At 31.9% G+C, this 22,748-nt stretch carries 22 protein-coding genes; 3 read left to right on the top strand and 19 right to left on the bottom strand.

Annotated elements, in window-relative coordinates; translation table 11 throughout:
• Window positions 1-6: 6 nt before the first annotated feature.
• From PBN93_RS09930 to PBN93_RS09920, 3 genes are all read right to left on the bottom strand, one after another.
• Window positions 7-756, bottom strand: a complete 750-nt coding sequence (locus PBN93_RS09930) for a hypothetical protein (RefSeq protein ID WP_271080557.1) — start codon at window positions 754-756, stop codon at window positions 7-9.
• A gap of 13 nt (window positions 757-769) precedes the next feature.
• Window positions 770-1,339: an RNA polymerase sigma factor gene (locus PBN93_RS09925; RefSeq protein ID WP_271080556.1), complete on the bottom strand. Its 570-nt coding sequence runs from the start codon at window positions 1,337-1,339 to the stop codon at window positions 770-772.
• Window positions 1,340-1,450: 111 nt separating this feature from the next.
• Window positions 1,451-2,428 carry a polyprenyl synthetase family protein gene (locus tag PBN93_RS09920; RefSeq protein ID WP_077402191.1) on the bottom strand — a complete coding sequence of 326 codons (978 nt, stop codon included), beginning with the start codon at window positions 2,426-2,428 and terminating at the stop codon, window positions 1,451-1,453.
• A 204-nt stretch (window positions 2,429-2,632) separates the two neighbouring features.
• Here PBN93_RS09920 and PBN93_RS09915 point away from each other — a divergent pair, with 204 nt between their 5' ends.
• Window positions 2,633-3,316 (top strand): Lipl32 family lipoprotein, encoded by a 684-nt coding sequence (locus PBN93_RS09915; protein WP_077402188.1) that lies wholly within the window; start codon window positions 2,633-2,635, stop codon window positions 3,314-3,316.
• A gap of 65 nt (window positions 3,317-3,381) precedes the next feature.
• On the opposite strand, the gene rlmN is transcribed toward PBN93_RS09915, so the two are convergent.
• The 8 genes from rlmN to rsgA form a co-directional block, all read right to left on the bottom strand.
• Window positions 3,382-4,425 carry a 23S rRNA (adenine(2503)-C(2))-methyltransferase RlmN gene (gene rlmN, locus PBN93_RS09910; protein WP_271080555.1) on the bottom strand — a complete coding sequence of 348 codons (1,044 nt, stop codon included), beginning with the start codon at window positions 4,423-4,425 and terminating at the stop codon, window positions 3,382-3,384.
• 92 nt (window positions 4,426-4,517) lie between these two features.
• Window positions 4,518-5,567, bottom strand: a complete 1,050-nt coding sequence (gene queA, locus PBN93_RS09905) for a tRNA preQ1(34) S-adenosylmethionine ribosyltransferase-isomerase QueA (RefSeq protein WP_077402183.1) — start codon at window positions 5,565-5,567, stop codon at window positions 4,518-4,520.
• A gap of 200 nt (window positions 5,568-5,767) precedes the next feature.
• The gene (locus tag PBN93_RS09900; protein ID WP_077402180.1) at window positions 5,768-6,997 is read right to left on the bottom strand and encodes a 3-phosphoshikimate 1-carboxyvinyltransferase; all 1,230 of its coding nucleotides are present in this window, start codon (window positions 6,995-6,997) and stop codon (window positions 5,768-5,770) included.
• Between the two features lie 33 nt (window positions 6,998-7,030).
• A complete protein-coding gene (locus tag PBN93_RS09895) occupies window positions 7,031-7,357 on the bottom strand; it encodes a nucleotide pyrophosphohydrolase (RefSeq protein WP_077402177.1) in 327 nt (108 codons plus the stop codon).
• On the bottom strand, window positions 7,357-9,372 hold the full coding sequence (locus PBN93_RS09890; protein WP_271080554.1) for a transglutaminase domain-containing protein: 2,016 nt from the start codon (window positions 9,370-9,372) through the stop codon (window positions 7,357-7,359). Before PBN93_RS09890 ends, PBN93_RS09895 begins: the two co-directional genes overlap by 1 nt.
• A 39-nt stretch (window positions 9,373-9,411) precedes the next feature.
• Window positions 9,412-11,325, bottom strand: coding sequence for a DUF3857 domain-containing transglutaminase family protein (locus tag PBN93_RS09885; RefSeq protein ID WP_271080553.1), 1,914 nt, complete (start codon window positions 11,323-11,325; stop codon window positions 9,412-9,414).
• 66 nt (window positions 11,326-11,391) lie between these two features.
• On the bottom strand, window positions 11,392-11,844 hold the full coding sequence (gene dtd / locus PBN93_RS09880; RefSeq protein WP_271080552.1) for a D-aminoacyl-tRNA deacylase: 453 nt from the start codon (window positions 11,842-11,844) through the stop codon (window positions 11,392-11,394).
• Window positions 11,841-12,794, bottom strand: a complete 954-nt coding sequence (gene rsgA / locus PBN93_RS09875) for a ribosome small subunit-dependent GTPase A (protein ID WP_077402165.1) — start codon at window positions 12,792-12,794, stop codon at window positions 11,841-11,843. The genes dtd and rsgA overlap by 4 nt, the downstream gene beginning before the upstream one ends.
• Window positions 12,795-12,903: 109 nt before the next feature.
• Here rsgA and PBN93_RS09870 point away from each other — a divergent pair, with 109 nt between their 5' ends.
• Window positions 12,904-13,347, top strand: coding sequence for a hypothetical protein (locus PBN93_RS09870; protein ID WP_077402262.1), 444 nt, complete (start codon window positions 12,904-12,906; stop codon window positions 13,345-13,347).
• 64 nt (window positions 13,348-13,411) lie between these two features.
• Here PBN93_RS09870 and PBN93_RS09865 read toward each other — a convergent pair whose 3' ends face one another.
• The 4 genes from PBN93_RS09865 to PBN93_RS09850 all read right to left on the bottom strand — a co-directional run bounded on the left by PBN93_RS09865 (window position 13,412) and on the right by PBN93_RS09850 (window position 17,403).
• Window positions 13,412-14,494 carry a bifunctional 3-deoxy-7-phosphoheptulonate synthase/chorismate mutase type II gene (locus PBN93_RS09865; protein WP_077402162.1) on the bottom strand — a complete coding sequence of 361 codons (1,083 nt, stop codon included), beginning with the start codon at window positions 14,492-14,494 and terminating at the stop codon, window positions 13,412-13,414.
• 6 nt (window positions 14,495-14,500) lie between these two features.
• The gene (locus PBN93_RS09860; RefSeq protein ID WP_077402159.1) at window positions 14,501-15,361 is read right to left on the bottom strand and encodes a prephenate dehydrogenase; all 861 of its coding nucleotides are present in this window, start codon (window positions 15,359-15,361) and stop codon (window positions 14,501-14,503) included.
• 75 nt (window positions 15,362-15,436) lie between these two features.
• Complete coding sequence (locus PBN93_RS09855; RefSeq protein WP_271080551.1) at window positions 15,437-16,579, bottom strand: pyridoxal phosphate-dependent aminotransferase; 1,143 nt, start codon at window positions 16,577-16,579, stop codon at window positions 15,437-15,439.
• The gene (locus PBN93_RS09850; protein WP_077402153.1) at window positions 16,576-17,403 is read right to left on the bottom strand and encodes a prephenate dehydratase; all 828 of its coding nucleotides are present in this window, start codon (window positions 17,401-17,403) and stop codon (window positions 16,576-16,578) included. Before PBN93_RS09850 ends, PBN93_RS09855 begins: the two co-directional genes overlap by 4 nt.
• 413 nt (window positions 17,404-17,816) lie before the next feature.
• Between PBN93_RS09850 and gldA the strand changes: the two genes are divergently transcribed.
• The gene (gldA, locus tag PBN93_RS09845; protein WP_077402150.1) at window positions 17,817-18,707 is read left to right on the top strand and encodes a gliding motility-associated ABC transporter ATP-binding subunit GldA; all 891 of its coding nucleotides are present in this window, start codon (window positions 17,817-17,819) and stop codon (window positions 18,705-18,707) included.
• 7 nt (window positions 18,708-18,714) lie between these two features.
• Here gldA and PBN93_RS09840 read toward each other — a convergent pair whose 3' ends face one another.
• From PBN93_RS09840 to metF, 4 genes are all read right to left on the bottom strand, one after another.
• Window positions 18,715-19,785 carry a serine hydrolase domain-containing protein gene (locus PBN93_RS09840; RefSeq protein WP_271080550.1) on the bottom strand — a complete coding sequence of 357 codons (1,071 nt, stop codon included), beginning with the start codon at window positions 19,783-19,785 and terminating at the stop codon, window positions 18,715-18,717.
• 19 nt (window positions 19,786-19,804) lie between these two features.
• Complete coding sequence (locus tag PBN93_RS09835) at window positions 19,805-20,605, bottom strand: head GIN domain-containing protein (RefSeq protein WP_271080549.1); 801 nt, start codon at window positions 20,603-20,605, stop codon at window positions 19,805-19,807.
• Window positions 20,606-20,615: 10 nt separating this feature from the next.
• On the bottom strand, window positions 20,616-21,704 hold the full coding sequence (locus tag PBN93_RS09830) for an acyloxyacyl hydrolase (protein ID WP_271080548.1): 1,089 nt from the start codon (window positions 21,702-21,704) through the stop codon (window positions 20,616-20,618).
• A 62-nt stretch (window positions 21,705-21,766) separates the two neighbouring features.
• The gene (gene metF / locus PBN93_RS09825; RefSeq protein WP_013621545.1) at window positions 21,767-22,720 is read right to left on the bottom strand and encodes a methylenetetrahydrofolate reductase [NAD(P)H]; all 954 of its coding nucleotides are present in this window, start codon (window positions 22,718-22,720) and stop codon (window positions 21,767-21,769) included.
• Window positions 22,721-22,748: the final 28 nt, after the last annotated feature.

Below are 22,748 nucleotides of genomic sequence, written 5' to 3'. Positions count from 1 at the left end.
TATTTGTTAGTTAGCACGTGCAGCCACCGCAGTTTTTAATTTTAGATAGCGTTGTTTAAGATTGTCAAAAATTTTATCTCTAAAACTCACGTCTAGTTCGTTTTCTGCCTCTATTAATAAAGCCATAGCGTCTATAGATATCCCTGCATTAATTGCTTTTTCTGCTAAAATTTCTTGTTGCGCATTACGTAATAAAGAGTCTACTTCTGCATCTGTTACAGCAACATTATTCTCTTCTAACAAGGCTAGTTTTTCTATAACAACATTAAGTTTAGCATCTATTAACTTTTTTTCTGGTTCTGCTAATTTTAGCTCCTTTGTATTGTTTTGTTGCACCGCAACCTCTGTATTTTGTTTTAGTGGATTTTCTTTAATGGTTAATTTAGAATTTTGTTTTGTTACAACTTCCTTTATCAGGTTTTTATTTTCTTCTTTTGATGTAACAATAGTTGCATTTTGCTCTTTTAAACTTGTATTTGGTTTTAAAATTGATTCTTTTTTAGAATTAATCTTATCTACGTCTACCACTTGTGGGGTATTTACATCTGTTTGTGCGGTGTTAAAAACCCAAACAGAAGCTATTAACAAACCAATTAAACAAGCAGCAATAGCAAAATATGCTGGTTTTTTACTTTTTTGTTTTATTGGTTGGCTTTCCAAACCCGCAGCAATTTTAGACCAAGCCTTACTAGAAGGGGCAATTTCTCTACCTTCTAGTTTTTCTTTTAAATGTTCTTCAAATTTTAAAGGTGCCATTGTATTATTTTTTTTAAGATTCTATTGTAACAGAATCTGCTTTTTTAATTTTTTCTAATTTCTCTTGTAACATTTTTCTAGCCTTAAACAACTGAGATCTTGATGTATTTTCTGAAATACCCAATTGCTCTGCAATTTCAAAATGTTTATACCCTTCAATAGCATACATTACAAATACTATTTTATAACCTTCTGGCAAAGCATCTATTAACAACTGTACTTGCTCTACATCTAAATCTGGCGTACTAGTTATATGTTTAGGTGCAGAACGCTCATATACTTCGTCATCAAAAACAATGTGCTGTTTTTTACGTAAGTAAGTTATACATTCCCTTACCATTATTCTACGAACCCAACCTTCAAAACTACCCTCAAACTTAAACGTATCTAAATATTTAAATACCTTTAAAAAAGCGCCTACCATTACATCTTCTGCAAACTGTAAGTCTTTTATATACTGCCGGCAAACACTTAGCATTTTTGGCGCATATTTATTATACAAGCGCTCTTGAGCATCCCTGTCTTCTGCAGCGGCCTTTTTTATAAGGATATTCTCGTTTTTGTAAAGTTTAATAATTTTCACAGTAATGGTGTTCTATAAGTATAGACAACAAACACTACTGTAACGTTGCCCAGAAAATAAATTTATTTTAAAATAAATCACAACGCTCTGATTTTTAAAGTAATAAAATTATTATTTTTTTCTATCTACAACGTAATTTACCATTAGTTCTAGCGAACTTTTATAGTCAGACTCTGGATATTTATTTAATAAAGTAAGAGCTTCTGTTTTAAAAGATAACATTTTTTGTTCTGCGTATGCCAATCCTCCGCTTTCTTTTACAAAGTTTATAACCTCTTTAACTCGCTTTTTGTCTTTATTGTGCTTTTTAACAGAGTTTATTAGCCAACTCTTTTCTTTTTTTGTGCAGTTATTAAGCGTATATATTAAAGGAAGCGTCATTTTTTGTTCTTTAATATCTATACCGGTTGGCTTGCCAATGGCTTCATCACCATAGTCAAACAAATCATCTTTAATTTGAAAAGCCATACCTATAAGTTCCCCAAATTTTCTGAATATCTCTACATCATCAGAATCTGGATTAACAGAGCAAGCCCCCAAGCTGCAACAAGCTGCAATTAAGGTAGCTGTTTTTTGCCTAATTATTTCGTAGTAAACCTCTTCGGTAATATCTAGTTTACGTGCTTTTTCAATTTGCAGCAATTCTCCCTCACTCATCTCTCGCACTGCTACTGAAATTATTTTAAGAAGATCAAAATCTCCATTATCTATAGAAAGCAGCAATCCTTTAGACAATAAAAAATCACCAACAAGTACAGCTATTTTATTTTTCCAAAGTGCATTTACAGAGAAAAAGCCACGACGCTTATTACTGTCATCTACAACATCATCATGAACTAACGTGGCAGTATGTATTAGCTCTATAACAGATGCACCTCTATAAGTACGCTCATTAACCTTGCCACCAGACACCAATTTTGCTGTTAAAAAAACAAACATTGGCCGCATTTGTTTCCCTTTTCTGTTTACAATATAATAAGTAATTCTATTTAATAAGGCAACCTTAGAAGACATAGAGGCGTGAAACTTTTTCTCAAAAAGTTCCATTTCTTTATTTACAGGGTCCTTAATTTGTGCTACAATTTTCAAAAAAGCAATTCGTTAAATTTGGAAAGGTAAAAGTAATTAAATTATTAGATTTCAAGGCAATGATTTACGTTTTAGTAATATTATTACCTACCCCTGAAAACAGGGGTAAAATTTTCCCTACAAATAGGTCTATTTGTTTTCTTAATTAACGCCATCTTTGCTGTGTTATTATTAACAAAAAACAATTAATAAATCACACTTAAGATGAAAAAAAATCTATTTGTAGCAGCAATGTTACTTTTTAGCTGTAGCGCAATTGTAAATGCTCAGAAACTGAAAAAATTTGGAAGTTCTGTTGAAAAGAAAATAGGACCAAAAACAATTAAAGTACCTTACACAGATAACATTAGCTACTTAGGTTATGCTAGTCCTGGTAACGAAGATGAAGTAAAAGACAACAAAAAGTTTTACTACATATACGTTTGGGTGCCATTAGCTGCTCCTGAATTAGGGGTAAGAATGGTTTCTCCTGCCAATGGCGATAAAATTAAAAACGCTGTAAAATCTGCAGATTTTGACGAGCACGCTTCTACAAAAGACTTTTTTGACACATATATTACGTTAGAAAGATCTGATATTGTATCTGCTGCAAATGTAACTACAGAAGGTGCCAAAAGTGCAAACTGGGTTACTTTAGCTTCTAATGACGACACGTCTGAGTTACCTAAGCAACCAAGTGGCAGCAGTTACAACTCTTTATTACGTTACAAAAGCGAAGTAAGTAACCCTACTAAAGCCTTAACTGCTGGTTTATACCGAGTTGGTTTTACTACGTACAAAAGAGGCGAAGTTAAAGGAACATTTTTAGCTGAAGTTGCTGCTCCTATTAAAATACCTGGAGTTGTTATGGCCAAAACTATTGATGAGTTAAAAGCTCAAATGAAATAAAAAAAACATTGTGGTTAATGTGTTTTTTTAGTTAAAGGCGGGTGATTTATTTTCACCTGCCTTTTTTAGCTTTTATTTGCTAATTGCCCGCAAGCTGCATCTATATCTTTACCTCTAGAGCGCCTTACGGTAACTGTAATACCATTTCGCTCTAATGTTGCCACATACATATCTATAGCGGTGTTATTTGCTTGCTGAAACTCGCCATCATCTATAGGGTTATACTCTATTAAATTAACTTTAGACGGTGCAAACTTGCAAAAATCTACCAAAGCATTGGCATCATTTTGTGTATCATTAATACCATCCCAGACCACATATTCATAGGTAATTCTGCTTTTTGTTTTAGCGTACCAATACTGCAACGCCTCCCTTAAATCTTTTAAAGGAAATGTGGCATTAAAAGGCATAATAGATGTTCTTATTTCATCTACTGCAGAATGTAAAGACACGGCTAGTTTAAATTTCACCTCATCATCTGCCATTTTTTTAATCATTTTAGGAACACCAGATGTAGACACTGTTATTCTCTTAGGAGACATTGCTAAACCCTCTGCAGAGGTAATTTTATCTATAGCTTTTAGAACATTATTGTAATTCATTAATGGCTCTCCCATACCCATAAATACAATATTGCTTAATTTACGATCAAAATACAATCTACTTTCGTTATCTATAGCAACTACTTGATCATAAATTTCATCTGGATTTAAGTTTCGCATACGCTTTAACCTAGATGTTGCACAAAACCTACAATCTAAACTACAACCTACTTGACTAGATACACAGGCTGTTGTTCTTGTTTTTGTTGGTATTAAAACCGACTCTACAATTAAACCGTCATGCAGTTGTACAGCGTTTTTTATAGTTCCATCACTACTACGCTGCATTTGATCTACTTTTATGTGGTTTATTACAAAGTTAGCATTTAACAGCTGCCTTGTTTCTTTAGATACATTTGTCATAGCATCAAAAGAGTGTGCCCCCTTTTGCCATAACCATTCGTATACTTGGTTACCTCTAAAGGCTTTATCTCCTTGAGCTACAAAAAATGCTCTAATTTGTTCCTTAGTTAAGGCTCTTATGTCTTTTTTCTTAATTTTTTCCACAGTACTAAAGGTAGTAGATAAAAGTTAATCCCGCCAAATTCTATAAAAATAGAAAACTGACGGGATTTTATTTGTTTGTATTAAAATACCAATTAAATAATTAGCATTGCATCTCCGTAAGAGTAAAATTTATAGCTTTCTAAAATTGCCTCCTTGTATGCTTTTTTCATAAGGTCATGACCTATAAAAGCAGAAATCATCATTAACAATGTAGATTTTGGTAAGTGAAAGTTTGTTACCATACAGTTGGCAATACTAAAATCATAAGGAGGAAAAATAAATTTATTTGTCCATCCTTCATATGTATTTAAGCGACCGTTAGATGAAACAGCACTTTCTAAACCACGCATAGCAGTTGTACCTACGGCACAAATTCTACGTTTATTATCTATAGCTGCGTTTACTACTTCTGTAGCTTTTTCATCTATAATTAATTCTTCACTATCCATTTTGTGTTTAGATAAATCCTCTACCTCTACTGGGTTAAAGGTACCTAAACCAACATGTAATGTTAATTCTGCAAAATCTACTCCTTTAATTTCTAGTCTTTTTAATAAGTGTTTAGAAAAGTGCAAACCTGCAGTTGGTGCAGCTACAGCACCTTCGTGCTTGGCGTAAATTGTTTGGTATCTGTCTTCATCAGATTCCTCTACATCTCTTTTAATGTATTTAGGTAATGGTGTTTCTCCTAAATCTTTTAGTTTTTGTCTAAAGTCTGTATAAGAACCGTCATATAAAAAACGTAAAGTTCTACCTCTAGATGTAGTATTGTCTATAACCTCAGCTACTAGAGTTTCATCATCACCAAAATATAATTTGTTCCCTATTCTTATTTTACGTGCAGGATCTACTAAAACATCCCATAAACGTTGTTCTGCATTTAACTCACGTAACAAAAACACTTCAATTCTTGCCCCTGTTTTTTCTTTATTACCATACAAACGAGCAGGAAAAACTTTTGTATTGTTTAAAACCATTACATCACCTTCATCAAAATAATTGATAAGGTCTTTAAACATTTTGTGTTCAATTTTTCCGGTTTCTCTATGTATTACCATCAATTTAGCTTCATCCCTGTGTTCTGAAGGGTACTCGGCTAACAAATTGTCTGGAAGTTCAAAATTAAAGCTAGATAATTTCATTTAATATTTTTTATGATGTTAACGGTTATACATAACCTCTGAAAATTAAAAACGATATTATTTTATGCTAATAAAAAAGCACCCAACGTTTTACGGTTTAGTGCATATTTTTTAATTTTCCTTTTATGCGATTGCAAATATACTACGCTACAATAGGCGTTGTCAAGTAAAACACCAATTAAATAACAATTTAGCTATAATTAAGCTTCTTTAATACCAAATTGAAGCTGTTTTAGGTCTGTCCAGAAATCTGGGTATGATTTAGACACCACGCCAGCATCATTTATAAATAGTGTTGTTTTTAGAGCTAATGGAGCAAACGCCATTCCCATTCTATGATCATTATAGGTATCTATAGGAATATTTTTATTAATTTTTGTTGTTGGTGTAATGGTTAGTGTTTTATCTGTAACTGTTATTGCGGCTCCTAATTTTGTCAGTTCTGTTTTTAAAGCCTCTAACCTGTCTGTTTCTTTAATTTTAAGTGTGTGTAAACCTGTTAAATGGCAACCTAGTCCTAAACCAAAAACCGTAACCGCAATGGTTTGTGCTATATCTGGCGCATTACTTAGGTCTGTTGTAATTTTTTGTTCTTGGTTATCTGTTACCTTTTTTAAAACCACTTTATTGTTTAAAAATGTAGTTTCTACACCAAAATCTTTATAAATTTCTTGTAACACGCTATCTCCTTGTAAGCTGTCTTTTTTATATGCAGATAATGATATCTCTGTACCAACAGAAGACATAGCAACAATACTGTAATAATATGATGCCGAGCTCCAGTCTGATTCTACTACCAGTGTTGTATCATTTACTGCTTTTTTAGGAGATACTTTTATTATGTTACCCTCAAAAGAGTTTTCTACCCCTATTTTAGTTAGTAAAGCCAAGGTCATTTTAATATAAGGCACAGAAGTGATTTTACCTACCAACTCTAATTCTAATCCATTATCTAAACTTGGAGCAGTTAGCAATAATGAAGAAATATACTGGCTACTTATATTTGCTGGCAAACTTACTTTATTAGCCGTTATTTTTTTTCCTTTTATATGTAGTGGAGGATAACCGTTGTTTTCTAAATAAGTAATATCTGCCCCTAAAGACTTAAGCGCATCTACTAAAACACCAATAGGTCTCTCGGTCATACGTTTAGACCCGGTAAGTACCACTTCTTTACCATTTTGGCAAGAAAAATATGTTGTTAAAAAACGCATTGCTGTACCAGCATGATGTATATCTACTTCTCCTTTAGACACCTTAATTCCTTTTTGCATAACAACTGCATCATCAGAATTAGAAAGGTTTTCTATTTTTATATTCGGATATAATGCTTGTAATAACAATAGACGGTTAGACTCGCTTTTGCTTCCTGTTATTTTAATAGCAGAATTTAGAGTTTTATTTTCTGGTGCTGATAAATGTAATTTCAATGTAAAGGTATTTTAGTGGTTTGTACAACCAGATTATTTTAATTTTTGATTGTTGTGATGACGATCATGATCTCTTTTAGTTTTAAGATCTAATTTTTTATCAAAAGCATCTTGCAAATTTATACCTGTTTGGTTGGCAAGACACAGAACAACAAACATAACATCTGCTAGTTCTTCACCTAAATCTTTGTTTTTATCAGATTCCTTTTCACTTTGTTCTCCATACCTACGCGCAATAATACGTGCCACCTCACCTACTTCTTCTGTAAGCTGTGCCATATTTGTAAGCTCATTAAAATAGCGTACTCCATGTTCTTTAATCCAATTATCTACGGCTTGTTGTGCGTTTTGAATGTTCATTATACTTTTGTTAATACAACCTTTTCGTTCTCCTTCTCTATTAAAATTTTATAATAGTTTTTAATAGCCTCGTAATACGATGGTGTTATAATTGCTTTATTAATAGACTCAATAACTAATAAATGAATCTGATTATTTTTTTCAGTAATTTTATACCTAAAAGATCCTAATTGCTCTGGAAGAGCAATACTTTTAACCTCTGGCAGTGTCTCTACTTTGTACCCTTCAGGAAGCTCTATAATAATTCTATAGGTGGTTTCTGATGGGTAACTAAAATCTATAGGGTAGCTCCTTTTATCTAATTTAAAAGGGTTACTTTTAGACCTATAAAAAAACATTGGTGAAAAATAAATTTTATCGCCAATAATATCTGCCTGACTCTCTTTTACAAATTTATAACTTTCAGAGATTGGTTTACCTAAATCTAAGCTATTTTTTACTTCAAAATCAGATATTTCTAAATCTAAAGACTTTTCTATCTTTTCTATATAGCTATCTTCATCAGACTCATTATAATTATTGCGGTATATTCTAGCATTGTGCAGTTTAGCTAGCCTTCTAAATGACCCAGATAAATCTCCATTTTCTCCTAATTTGGTTGTCATCATTATTGTTCTAGAAGATTGTTGGTTAGGATACAAACTTATTGTAGATGATTGCCCATCCTTATTAATAATTCTACCTTCCCAATTTAGAGTTCTGGTTGGCAACACGTTTGGCATACTATACATACTAGTGGCATCTAATAATACAACACCCTCCCCTGTATCTATTGCAGATATTACGTAATTATAACCTTCTCTTGTTGGAAAAAGAGGAATACCATTACCTCTAGTGCTTATTAACACGGGATTAGCATTTACCCCAGCATACCTTAACATAGAGGTTAGCATTAAATTAATATCTGCTACATTACCTACATTTTCTTTATATGCCTTACGCACGCCATTATAGGTATATTTACCATATATACCATTCCATTTTACTTTACTTTTTACAAAATTATATATTAACGCAGATTTTTGCATAGGGTCTGATACTGCGCCAACTAAAGCGTCTATGTCCTGATTGTAATAACCTGTTTTATTTAATTCTGCTCCAAAATTTGGACTTGTATATATTGTTTTTACTACATCTTTCCAGGTTCTGGAGTAATATTTAGGTATACTATTTGGGTATTGTACGTAAGAAAGCTCATATTTTACAGCTGCTCTATAATTATTTATATTATTAATGTAAGGCTCTTCTTTTAATGCTGGAATGTTTGATAAATCATACACGTGTTTGTTCTCAAAAAAATCTATTTTATCATTATTAAAAGTAGTACCCACTACTCTTGATGACATACTAGACCTAGTTTTGCTTTTTATATTTAAACTAGAGTTTTCTCTAGTTATTTTGGGATATATACCCAAATAGCCTTTTGAGTTTAACTTATAATTAAAATATTCTGGAGAAGAAAAACTAGACTCTAATTTATTTACCGGTATACTATGCTGAAACACAAACTCATCTACATTAAAAATAAAAGGAGAATTAATTTTGTATTTAAATTCTATTACACTACCATCTTTAATGTTTGGCATTGTAAACTTTGTTTGATCGTAGTATTCAGACACTTCAGACTCAAAAATCCCATCTTTTTTTAGTTTTGACTCTTCAATTTTACCATCTATTATATTGTAAGTAACAGCCTTTAAACCAATTATATTTTCTCTGTTACCTTGTGATGCCTTATAAAGTGGTATTGCTTTAGTGGCAAAATCATACCCTTCTTTATTATAAATTTTTATTCTCTCATAAACTTCAATTACTAGTTCAAAACCACTGTTATCTAAATATCTAAAATAACATTTTTTACTTTTATATAAATATGTTGCACTTGCTGCTGAATCTATTGGGTGACTTTTTTCTTTTAACTCCTCTGATGAAACTTTACCAAAAGAAAAATCTTGAGCGGTAATAAGGTTAATAGCTAAAAAAAAGTACACTATTAAATTGCATTTTTTAATCATAATTTTGGTTTTGGGTTGTTTGGTTATGGTTTTTTATGGTTATTTTTTTACTAAGACAACTTTTGCATTATCGGTTAATGATACTTTTTTTCTAAAGTCCCGATAGTCCTTATATTTTTCTTTAGGGTAATAACCTTCTTTAATAAGTAATTTTCTTTTGTATTCTACATTTTTTAAGTCTTCTGATAACTTATAAGATACACTGTACATTCCAAATTCGTTTTCTATTAAAGTGTTATTAGGCATTGCCTCAACTTTAAAACTATTAGGCAACAAAATATTAAACTCATCTTCATCTAAATAGCCTCTTTGTATTTCTAAAGGCAACTTTCTATTTCTATACCTATCTGGCACTACATTATTTCTGTTTAGCGCATTTACTCTAAACAATAGCCTATCACCACTTACCGATGCGTAATTAGCTGCCTCCAAACTAACTTTTTCTGTAAACACAATACTGTCTCTATTATTTAAAAAATTATAATCCCCTAAAGTTAAATTGTTTATATACCTCCAATAAGACTTATAATGCTTTTTAATATCATCAAAGGGTTTTCTTTCTATACTAAACCTATCATCATATTGTATTCCCTTTGTTGTTATTATTACATCTGCAGCTATTGCGCCATTGTTAGCTAGTGTAATTAGAGCTTCTGTTTTTTGGTAATTATCTTCATTTATATAACTATCTGTTTGCACCAACTCTCCACCATTTGGTTTTATAACATGCACCATTCTACCATCTGTAAAATCTCCTAAAAAACCAAAAGGATGTATTTGAGAAGTACAATCTATCCAATAATACCTACCGTTACTTTCTACCGCTAAAATTACGTGGTTACCTTCTGCAAGAGATGCAAAATCCTTTTTAAAGCTTTCTTTATAACTACCAGCTTCTACGTGTGTATAATATGCTTTTACACCTACGGCCTGCAAAAGAGCCATTGTATAATTAGATAATCCTTTACAGTCTCCATACTTTACCCTATCTACATCTATAGCAGATATAGGTTGCATACCACCAATACCTACTTGTACGCTTATATACCTTGTATTATCCTGTACATATTTATATACTATTTTAGCTTTTTCTATATCTGACTTAGCTTCTTTAGTTAATAGTTTTATTGTATTTATTGTAGGTTCTGGCAACTTATCTCTATCTACAAGTAAATTAGAATACATCCATTTACCTAGATCTTGCCACGTGTTTATAGAGGCGTCATAGCCTCCGTAAGTAAAATTTACAGGTCTTATTTGTAGCTGCGGAGAAATTTTAAAAAAAGCCGGACTTAAACTTTCTTTTTTTAAAGCTGGTATATTTTTTACAGTGTAAGCTATTTTTCCTTTGGTAATGTCTTTTTTTACATCTAAGCCTTTTAAATTTACCTCTCTAACTTCTGGTTTAAAACTTTCCTCATCATAGGTAAATGTAATACTACTTTTTTCGGTACTTAAATAAAATTCATCTAAGAAATACCAAATTGGCAACAATTCTCCGGTATTTGATGTTGTATATTCATAAGTAAACTCTACAGTATAAGGGTAAGCAATTGGCGTATACTCTAAGTACTTAATTCTGGAATCTGAGTATAACGTACTACCATCTACAGCACTAACATCTTTAAAATCTTTTTCTTTAAACTTGTCTATTTGTTTTCCAAATTGATTAAAAACCAGCGCTTGCATAGATATTAACCTACTATCCAAGTCATAACCTCTAAAAGTATGTGTGGCATTACTACCGTATTTATTTAAGACGGTAACTATTCTTTTGTGTTTAATATTCATTTTAGTTTTAGAACTAATATGAATATTCATTTTATCTAACCTTACAACTGCATTCGCATTTTTGGTTAAATTAGAATTAATTAATAAAGATTGATTAATAGTTTCTTGTGCTTCAGACAGTTGTACTGCTAAAAGCAATATAAGGCTAAAAAATATGCGCATAGGTTGGTTTTGGTTGCGGATAAAATTAAGAAAAAATCTTACAAAACATAAAAATACAATATACGATTATTCCTTATTTTTTGTGTCTATAATAATTGTTACCGGACCATCATTAAGCAAATCTACTTTCATATCTGCCCCAAAGACACCAGTACCAACTGGCTTACCTAATACAGTTTCTAATTTTGAAACAAAAGTAGTATAAAGCGGAATTGCTACATCTGGTTTAGCCGCTTTTATGTAAGAAGGTCTATTGCCTTTTTTTGTAGCTGCATATAGTGTAAACTGGCTAACAACTATTGCGTTTCCTTTATTGTCTAAAAGAGAATTATTCATAACCCCGTCCTCATCATTAAAAATTCTGAGGTTTGCAATTTTACGAGTCAACCAATCTATATCTTCTGCTGTATCTTCTTCCTCTACTCCCAGTAAAATTAGAAGACCTACATCTATTTTAGAAATTAGTTTATTGTCTACGGTAACACTGGCTTTTGTTACCCTTTGTATTACTGCTCTCATTTTTTATCTCCGTAAATATCTTGCCTGTAATTTTCCTCATCACCCGTAATCATTTGCACATAACTTTTGTATCTGGTCCAAGCAACTTCATCATTATCTAATGCGTCTTTAACAGCACATTTTGGTTCGTCTATATGTAAGCAGTTATTAAACTTACATTCACTTTTTAAAGCAAAAAATTCAGGAAAATAATCACCTATTTCCTCTTTTTCCATATCTACAATACCAAAACCACGTATACCTGGTGTGTCTATAATTTGGGCACCAAAATCTAAATCGTACATTTCTGCAAAAGTTGTAGTATGTTGCCCTTGCATGTGCTGCTCAGATATTTCTTTGGTTTTTATATTTAACTCTTTATCTATAGTGTTTACCAAAGTAGATTTACCAACCCCAGAATGACCAGAAAACATACTTATTTTACCTGTCATCATTTCTTTTACCTTGTCTACGTTTTTACCTGTTTTAGCAGATATACCAACACAGGTATACCCTATACTACGGTACAATGCTGCTAAATATTTTACATCTAAAAGTTCGTCTTCATCGTAAGAATCTACCTTATTAAATAATAAAACGGCAGGTATACCATAGGCTTCCGCTGTCACTAAAAAGCGATCTATAAAACTGGTAAATGTTTGCGGATTATTTAACGTTATCATTAAAAAAACCTGATCTAAATTTGCTGCAATTATATGTGTTTGCTTAGATAAGTTTACAGATTTACGTACAATATAATTTTTACGGTCTTTAATTTCTGTAATGGTAGCGTTGGTCTCATCTCCACTTTTTTCAATATCAAAAGATACCCTATCTCCTACCGCTATAGGATTTGTACTTTTTATACCTTTTATACGAAACTTACCCTTTATTCTACAGTCGTAAAATACGCCATCATCTGTTTTTACAGTATACCAACTTCCAGTAGATTTATAGACAGTTCCTATCATTATTAATTATTTATTTTACTTTGTTTTTACAAAGAAACAATATAAGTGCAACAATATGGTATTTTTTTTGTCGTTAAAAATTTTACAAACAACAAACAATTTAACAATTATGAAAAAATTATTATTTTTTGCATTTATTCTTTGCTTAACAACCGTAGACTTAACCGCTCAGCAGTTTAAAGTTATTACTAGTGTAGAATCTATTGTACCTAACGGATTAGGTAGATCTAGATTAATTTCTGCAAACGAAGAAAAAGATTACAAAGAATATACTTCTACACAAACTGAAGAAGATAACACAAGAAATAAGTCTAAAAGAGGAGACATTAGAGTTAAAGGCTTTGATGAAACTAAATTACTTAACTTTTACAACATTGGCGGAATTAGATTTCAGAACATAGCAGCTAACGATGCTATAATTACTTCTAAAATTAATGCAATGGTTAAAGAAGGCTGGGAACTTGCCTTTGTAACTAGCGCTGTAGAAAGTGAAGCTGGTAAAGGTGACGGTAAAGGTATTTTTATTACCAGATACATTTTTAAGAAAAAATAATTTCTTAACCCTTTTTATAAAATCCCGATGCATAACTTACATCGGGATTTTTTTATACTCTAAATTATCCTTTAATAATTTTTTCTTGGTGGTTAATAGACTCTTGGTGTATTGCTTTAAACATTTTTAAAACAAACTCCTCACTTAACCCTTTAGATTCTCCTTCTAAAATCATTGCTCCTAAAATCTCGTTCCATCTTGTAGATTGTAAAACGGCTACGTTTTTCTCTTTTTTTAGAGCTCCAATTTGGTCAGAAATTTTCATTCTTTTTCCTAAAGTTTCAATTAACTGTGCGTCAATAACATCTATTTGTGCACGTAAATTACTTAAATCTTTATTGTATTCTGCTTCTGGGTCAGACTCTTTTCTAATCTTTAAATCGCGCATAATTTGCACTAATTTTTCTGGTGTTACTTGTTGTGCAGCATCACTCCATGCATTATCCGGATCAAAATGAGTTTCAATCATTAAACCATCAAAATTAAGATCTAATGCTGTTTGCGATACATCAAAAATCATATCTCTTTTTCCTGTAATATGAGACGGATCATTAATTAAAGGCAAATCTGGAAATCTGTTTTGAAACTCAATTGCCAATTGCCACTCTGGTATATTTCTGTACTTTGTTTTTTCATAAGTAGAAAAACCTCTGTGTATTGCTCCTAAGTTTTTAATTCCAGCTGTATGCAAACGTTCTATACCGCCTAACCACAATGATAAATCTGGATTAATTGGGTTTTTAACCAGTACTATTTTATCTGTACCAGCCAATGCATCTGCAATTTCTTGCATGATAAACGGACTTACAGACGTACGTGCACCAATCCACAACAAATCTATATCATGTTCTAATGCAAGTTCTACGTGTGCTCTGTTTGCAACTTCTGTAGCTGTTTTTAAACCTGTTTCTGCTTTTACCTTTTGCAGCCACTTTAGGCCTAAAATACCTACGCCTTCAAAATTCCCAGGACGGGTTCTTGGCTTCCAAATACCTGCTCTATAATAGTTAACATCGGTATCTTTTAATTGATGAGCAATTTTTAATACTTGCTCTTCAGTTTCAGCACTACACGGCCCTGCTATTACTAGTGGATGATCTAGCTTCATGTCATCCAACCATGTTCTCATTTCTTTTGAGTTTTCCATCTTTACTTAATTTTTATTCTGGGGTATTCCTTTTAATATTTTTTTTATCTTATTCGCGTTTTCCATTTCATTAAAAATGCCTGTATAATTGTCTTCTTCAATCATTTCTTTAAAGGCTTTTAAATTTTCAATGTATTCTTCTAATGTTTCTAAAACATTTGTTTTATTCTGTTTAAAAATAGGTGTCCACATTGCTGGCGAACTTTTTGCTAAACGCACAGTACTCTCAAACCCACTACCCGCCATATCAAATATATCGCGTTCATTCTTTTCTTTCTCAATAACAGTCTTTCCTAACATAAAAGAACTAATATGAGATAAATGAGACACATATGCTATGTGTTTATCATGGGCATCTACATTCATATAACGTATACGCATCCCCATATCTCTAAAAAGATCTAAGGCTTTCTCTTGCAATTTAAAAGCAGTTTTTTCTACCTCACAAATTATATTTGTTTTGCCTTTAAACAAGTTTTCTATTGCTGCAGACGGTCCAGAAAATTCTGTTCCTGCAATTGGGTGGCACGCTATAAAGTTTCTTCTTTTTGGGTGATTTTCTACCTCCTTGCAAATTAAACTTTTTGTTGATCCAGCATCTAAAACAATAGCATCATCATTAATAGCATCTAATATTTTTGGCAACTCTACTACCAATACATCTACAGGAATACTAACAATTACTACATCTGCCAACTGTAAATCATGATAACTTGCCTTTTGGTCTATTACGCCTAAAGACAATGCCTCTTCTAAATGTGCATCATTAATATCTACACCATAAATTTTAGCACTAGCATTTATTCTTTTAATATCCTTGGCCATTGAGCCACCTATTAATCCTATGCCAATTACAAATACGTTCATTATTTATTTTATATAATAGAAAAGATGTTGGTCGTAAAATTTACTTATCACTAAACTTTAATACCCCTACTTCTTTTAAAATCTACTTATTGCTTCTTTAATTTTCTCTTGGGTTACACATAATGAGAAACGTATATAACCTTCTCCGTTACTTCCAAAAATTGTTCCTGGTGTTATAAAAACATCTTTACTGTACAATACTTCATCTATAAATTCTTCTGATGAACTACTACCTATTGGCAGCTTTGCCCATACAAACATTCCTACAGCATTTTTATCATAAGTACAATTTAACTTGTCTGCTAACTGAAAAATTAAATCTCTACGAGTAGCATATATTTTATTTAAATTTGAGAACCAATCTTTACTACTTTTTAATGCCGCTATAGCTCCTTTTTGAATGCCGTAAAACATACCAGAGTCCATATTACTTTTTACTTTTAACACTGCATTTATATGTTCTGCGCTACCTAAAACCATACCTACACGCCAGCCTGCCATATTAAAGGTTTTACTTAGCGAGTTTAACTCTAAGGTACAATCTTTAGCGTTTTCTATACTTAATATGCTTGTTGGCGCATTGTTTAAAACAAAACTATAAGGATTGTCATTTACCAATAGAATATTATTTTTTAAGGCAAATACAACTAACTTTTGTAATTGCTCCTTAGTTGCTACCGCACCTGTTGGCATATGAGGGTAACAAACCCACATTATTTTTACCTTAGTCAAGTCTTGCTTTTCTAAGGCTTCTAAATCTGGAAACCAATTGTTTTCTGCAACCAAATTATAATACTTAGGCTCTGCCCCTACTAAATTTGTAACAGATGTATACGTTGGGTAACCAGGATTAGGAATTAGCGCCTCATCTCCTTGGTTTAAAAAGGCCATACTTATGTGTAAAATACCTTCTTTAGAACCCATTAACGGTAATATTTCTGTTGCCGGATCTGCAGGAACATTAAAATTAGCTCTGTAAAAAGCCGCCATACTTTCTCTTAGCTCAGGTAAGCCTTGGTAACTCTGGTACTGGTGCGCTCCTGCATCTTCAACAGCATTTTTAATAGCCTCTACTACAACTGTAGAAGGTACCAAATCTGGACTACCAATTCCCATATTTATTATAGGTTTACCGTCCGCCATTAAACCACGTACTTCTCTAAGTTTTTTAGAAAAATAGTATTCCTGTATATGTTGTAATCTATCTGCAGTTATCATCTTCTTGCATTTTTGTATTCTCCTAAAACTTTAAACTCTTCTGCCATAATTTGCAATAGCGCTTTTGCTTTTTTATAATCTTTATACTTTAAAAAAGTTACATCTACAAAGAAAGAATATTTCCAAGGTTGCTCTATTACTGGTAGTGATTGTATTTTTGTTAAGTTTAGGTTACAATCGCTCATTACATTTAAAACTGCTGCAAGACTACCTCGCTTATGGTCTAATACAAAGCGTAATGATGCTTTATTAATTTCTTCTTCTGGCAATTCTTTATTTTCTTTTTTAAGAATAATAAAACGGGTAGCATTATTAGATATGGTTTGTATTTCTGATGCTAAAACTTCTAAATTGTATAATTCTGATGCTACTTTTGGTGCAATTGCAGCAATACCCTTAAGACTATCTTTTTCTATACGTTGTGCCGTTTCTGCAGTATCTACAGACTCTACCAATTTTATATGCGAGTATGCTTTTAAAAAATCTTTACATTGCAATAACGCCATTGGGTGTGAATGCACCTCTTGTATATCCTCTATTTTTTGACCTTTTAATGCCATTAAATGATGATGAATATTTAAGTAATGTTCACCAATTATATGTAAATCATTATTATAAACCAAAGCATAATTTGGTATTATAGAACCTGCAATTGAGTTTTCTATAGCCATAACAGCTTTATCTGCGTAACCCGTCATTAATTGATGTATTAACTCATCAAAAGAAAGACACTCTACCAACTCTACGTCTTCACCAAAAAACTCATTAGCTACTTGGTGGTGGTTAGAGCCCTTTATACCTTGTATTGCTATTTTTAATGCCATTTTTAAATATCTCCTTAAACTTCAGTTTTATGCATAAAAAAAGTCCCGTTATACACGGGACTTTAATTTATATCTATAGTTAAAATATACTACAACAGTCCCGTACCTCTCTTAAAAAAGAAGTAAAAATAAAAACCGTTCCAGAAATATCTTGTGTTCATTATTCTTGTAATATGTGGCTAAGGTAATTATTAAATTTAAAAAACAAATTTTATTATTATTTTTTTTCACTCATCTAACATTATTTAATACCGATGTTATTTTTTTAACATTATATTAAGAGTTGCGTGTTTTAAAATGTTAAAATTTTGTTAATAAACAAAACCTTAAAACGTTAAAAATCGTCTTTTTTTCTTATCTCATTTAAAAACAAAATTCACTTATTTACGTTATTTTTGATAAAAAATATAAGTATGTCTATTTCGGTACAAAACATCTGTAAAACTTTTGGAAGTCAAAAAGCACTAGATAATGTTTCCTTTACTATTAATAAAGGAGAAATTGTTGGCTTTTTAGGTCCAAACGGAGCTGGTAAGTCTACACTTATGAAAATACTTACTACTTATATTTTAGCAGATAGTGGAGATGCTGCTGTAAACGACTTTAGCGTAGCAGATAAAATTAATGTACAAAAAAGTATTGGTTATTTACCAGAGCATAACCCATTGTATTTAGATATGTATGTAAAAGAATATTTAAACTTTAATGCAAATGTTTACAACGTATCTAAAACTAGAATTGAAGAAGTTATAGCACAAACTGGTTTAACACCAGAAGCACATAAAAAAATAGACCAACTATCTAAAGGGTACAGACAACGTGTTGGTTTAGCAGCAGCTTTATTACACAACCCAGAGGTGCTAATATTAGACGAACCCACCACAGGCTTAGACCCTAACCAACTTTTAGAAATACGTAAACTAATTAAAGAAATTGGTAAAGAAAAAACCATTTTACTTTCTACGCATATTATGAAAGAGGTAGAAGCTGTTTGTGACCGCGTAGTAATTATAAACAAAGGTTTGGTTGTTGCAGATAAAAAGTTAACCGACTTAAGAGACGCTACCGAACAAATTATAGAAGTAGAATTTGATTATAGGGTTGAAGAGCAATTACTAAACAGATTACCAAACGTTGTTACTGTTAATAACACTGCTGGTTTTGTATATGAAATTACTTTTAATACTGATGTAGATATGCGCCCTGCTGTGTTTGACTTTGCACACGATAACCAATTAAAAACACTACAACTTAGTCGTAAAAACAAAAACTTAGAAAGTTTATTTACTGAGATTACTGGTTAACATTCTTTTATTGTTCTACAAACTCCAATACAACCTCATCTAAAACAGTTTGTATATTGGGATTTGTACAGTTGGTTAGTATGGTAATAACCAAACCTTGCGTAGGGTACACAAAAAAGTTAGAGTAGCCGCCTACACCATTACCAATATGGCCATAGTACACATTGCCTTTTTTATCTGTACTTACTTGCCAACCCAAACCGTAGTAGGTAGAATCCCCTTTTACTTCTTGAGCCGTTAAAAATTGTTGTTGCGTAGCTTGTTCTAACAAATTACCTTTTAAATATGCGTTTCCTAGCTTTACTATATCTGCCGTAGTAGATAAAAACCCGCCACCAGCAAGCTTGTAATAATTATCAACTTCCATAGCTTTTCTAAAGCCAAGTCTTTTTTTAGAGTAAAACTGAGTAATACCTTTTATAAAGCTACCTTTTACATCTGCAAATGTGTGCTTCATTTGCAAAGGATCTAAAACTTTTTTTTGTACATATTCTTCAAAAGGTACACCACTTACCTCTTGCATTGCTAGTGACAACAAAACCCAATCATAACTATTGTAATAATAGTCAGTTCCTGGTTTAAAAAGTAATTCATCGTCTTTAAAAATAGCAATACTATCTTTAATAGTGTATGGCATATTTAAACCATATTCTTTTCCTCTGTAACCCCGTATACCAGCAGTATGACTAGCCAATTGATTAATTGTAAAGTCGTACTTTTTTTTAGGATAATAAGGAACATAAGTATAAAAAGACTCTTCCAAATCTATTACTCCATCTTGCACCATTAAAGCTAAAGCAGTTGCTGCAATAGGTTTAGACACACTTGCTATTCTAAATACAGTTTCATCTGGATTTACAAGTGTTTTTTTTTCAAGATTAGAAAATCCATATCCTTTATCAAAAATAGTTTTATTGTGTTGTGTTACTTTAATAGCAATACCTGGAACTTTTGCATTACTAATTAAAGATTGCAGTAGTTCATCAGCCTTACTATAGCTAATACTATTTGTTGTTTTTTTTGGTTTATTTCTACCAATTCTATTAGAAAAATAAGAGAAGAATCTTTTAAAACTCAATATTAAGCAACTTTAATTATTACTCTTTAAATATAAGCTTTCCTTTATAAAGCTCCTCTACATTTACAATATTTGGTTTGTTAAAACTAATAACATCACCAACACCTCTAATTGTACCAGATATACTCTCTTCCGGATTTACCAGCATATCATTAGAACTTCTGTGGTTTACACTTACATTTTTAGCTAATAAATTTTCGGCATTTAATCTAGAGTCTCCAGCTGCAAAAACAACATTTAAACTTTCTGCTGTTCCTTTTAATTTAAAATAAGCAGCTCCGTTAGAAACCAAAGAAACTCTTGTACCTGATAATTCTAAATCAAAAGACCCAGTTGTAAAATCTGCTTCTGAGTCACCAAAATCTTCAGATAAAAGGCTCAAATTTGGGTAACTTAAAATCCCATCACTACTAATATCAAAACCAGTACTACTACGTATAGATGTTATATTTGGTGCAGTAACATAGAAAGTAGTTAAACCATAGTCTCTAGTAAAATTACAACCGTTAGTATTAGTTAAGAGCAACTTACCATCTACAACTTTTGCATCTATATCATTACGCAAATATTCTCCTGTTTCTACCTCAACTTTTTGCACAGGACCTTCTTTTATTACTAAAGCAGAGTTTTCAAAAATAGTAATAGTAGTAAACGGTTCTACTACTATTTCTTCTGTAATTATATCTCCTGCGTTCTGTAAACAATCAGATACATTTTCACTATTACAACCATACACTAAAGCAAGTGTTAAAGTGTATAACAAAATTGATTTACCCGTAATTTGTAATCCTATATTTTTAATCTGTTTTCTTGTAATCATCTTCATATTTTTAAAAACGGATTCCAACTCCAAACTCTACGGCCTCTGCTTTAGCAGCGTGAGATTTTAAAGTAACTGCAGCAAACATTTTATCTCCAAAGTAACGCTTAAGTCCCATTCTATTATACATTCTACCTTCAAAATCAAACGGGTAATATACATAATAGCCTAGTTGTGTTACTACAGACATTTTGTTTATGTACAACTCGTGTCCAACAAAAACACCAACACGTTTATAATCGTCATTAGCATCTACTTCCTTCTCAGGAAAAGCAATAGAATTGTATGTAATTAATTCCTTTAAAAATTTAGAAAAGAAAACATCTGCACCTAACTGAAATCCACTTTTTCTACCAATTCTTTTATCTGCATAAGCAGATAAAATATAAAAAGGAGATTGTCCCAAACCAATAACATCACTTTCATTAACACCACCTCTAAAAGCTACATTTAAGTGTATAGGTTGGTTGTAATTTGTAGTATCTGTAATGGTCTTGTATGGTATTTTTTTTCCTCCGTCTAGGTCATACGTTAAACCTGCATTTAATGCAATGGTGTTTGTAGATGTATTTGGCGCCTTAAAATTTGCATTAGAATAGTGCACCAATGTTAGTCCGGCTTTAAAACCCAAGCCCTTATAAATATTCTCTTTATGGTAATTAACCATTGCATAGGTACTACTTAAAATATCAGACCCATATGCATTGTTTCTAAAGTTAGTTACTTTATCATAAGGGTTTGTAGTATATGCAATACCTTGCCCTACTCTAAGCTGTACATTTCTTTTAAAAAAATAAAAATTGTAATGTGCATACGCACCATAGTTTTTACCAAGCGTACTATTATTCATATCTTGGTAAATAAACGAGTATCCTAAATCTGGATAATTATAAAGTTGTTCCCAAGCCTCATTACCAAACGTTTTTTTATTGTAACTTAAAATTAAACCAGCTGGGTGCGCACTAATTAAATGCGCAATACTATTATTATGTAATGCAATAGAGCCGTAAAACTGATTTGCATCTATTACTATTTTACTTTTCTGCTGGGCAAAACAGCCTACAGAAAATAAGGCAATAAAAAGGATTCTTATATTCATTGCGTGCAAAAATAGCAATTTTACACCTACAGCAAATCTTTATAGGCTAATACTTACAAAAATTAAAAAAGTTCTTTTGCTATAGCCTTAATATTGTCAGACTTACCCATAGAGTAGTAATGCAACACAGGTACACCAGCAGCTTTTAACTCCTTAGATTGTTGTATAGCCCAATCTACCCCAACTTGGCGCACTGCTTTATTATCCTTACAATCCTCAACAGCATCTACTAAGTCTTGTGGTACATCAATTTTAAAAACTTGTGGTAGTAACTGTAGGTGTTTTTTAACAGCAATTGGTTTTATTCCCGGAATAATTGGCACATGAATTCCAAAATCTTTAGCAGCCTTTACAAACTCAAAATACTTACTATTATCAAAAAACATTTGTGTAACCACATAATCTGCACCAGCATCTACTTTTTGTTTTAAGCGTTTTAAGTCAGTTAACAAAGATGGTGCTTCCATATGTTTTTCTGGGTAACCGGCAACACCAATGCAAAAATCAGAGCAATTATCTGTTTCTATAACCTCATGCAAATAAGTACCACAATTAAGTTTTTGTATTTGTTCTACCAAGCTCACTGCATATTTGTGCCCTCCTTTTGTAGGCTCAAAATACTTTTGCTCTCGCATAGCATCACCACGCAGTGCCATAACATTATCTATACCAAGGTAATGACAATCTACCAATAAATATTCTGTTTCTTCTCTAGTAAAACCACCACACAAAACATGTGGCACAGTATCTACATCATATTTATGTTTTATAGACGCACAAATACCAACCGTTCCTGGGCGCATACGCGTAAGTTTTTTATCTAACAATCCATCACGGTCTATATAAATATACTCTTCTCTAGACGTAGTAACATCTATAAAAGGCGGTTTAAACTCCATTAACGGATCTATGTTTCCGTATAATTCCTGAATATTTCTCCCCTTTACAGGCGGTATAATTTCAAAAGAAAACAATGTTTTTCCGTTTGCGTTTTTAATATGGTCGGTTACTTTCATTTTTATATTTTTTGGCGTTCCTACGGTC

Origin of the sequence: Cellulophaga omnivescoria (genome assembly GCF_027915275.1) — a bacterium.
GTDB lineage: Bacteria > Bacteroidota > Bacteroidia > Flavobacteriales > Flavobacteriaceae > Cellulophaga > Cellulophaga omnivescoria.
This window is presented reverse-complemented; position numbering and strand designations above follow the sequence as displayed.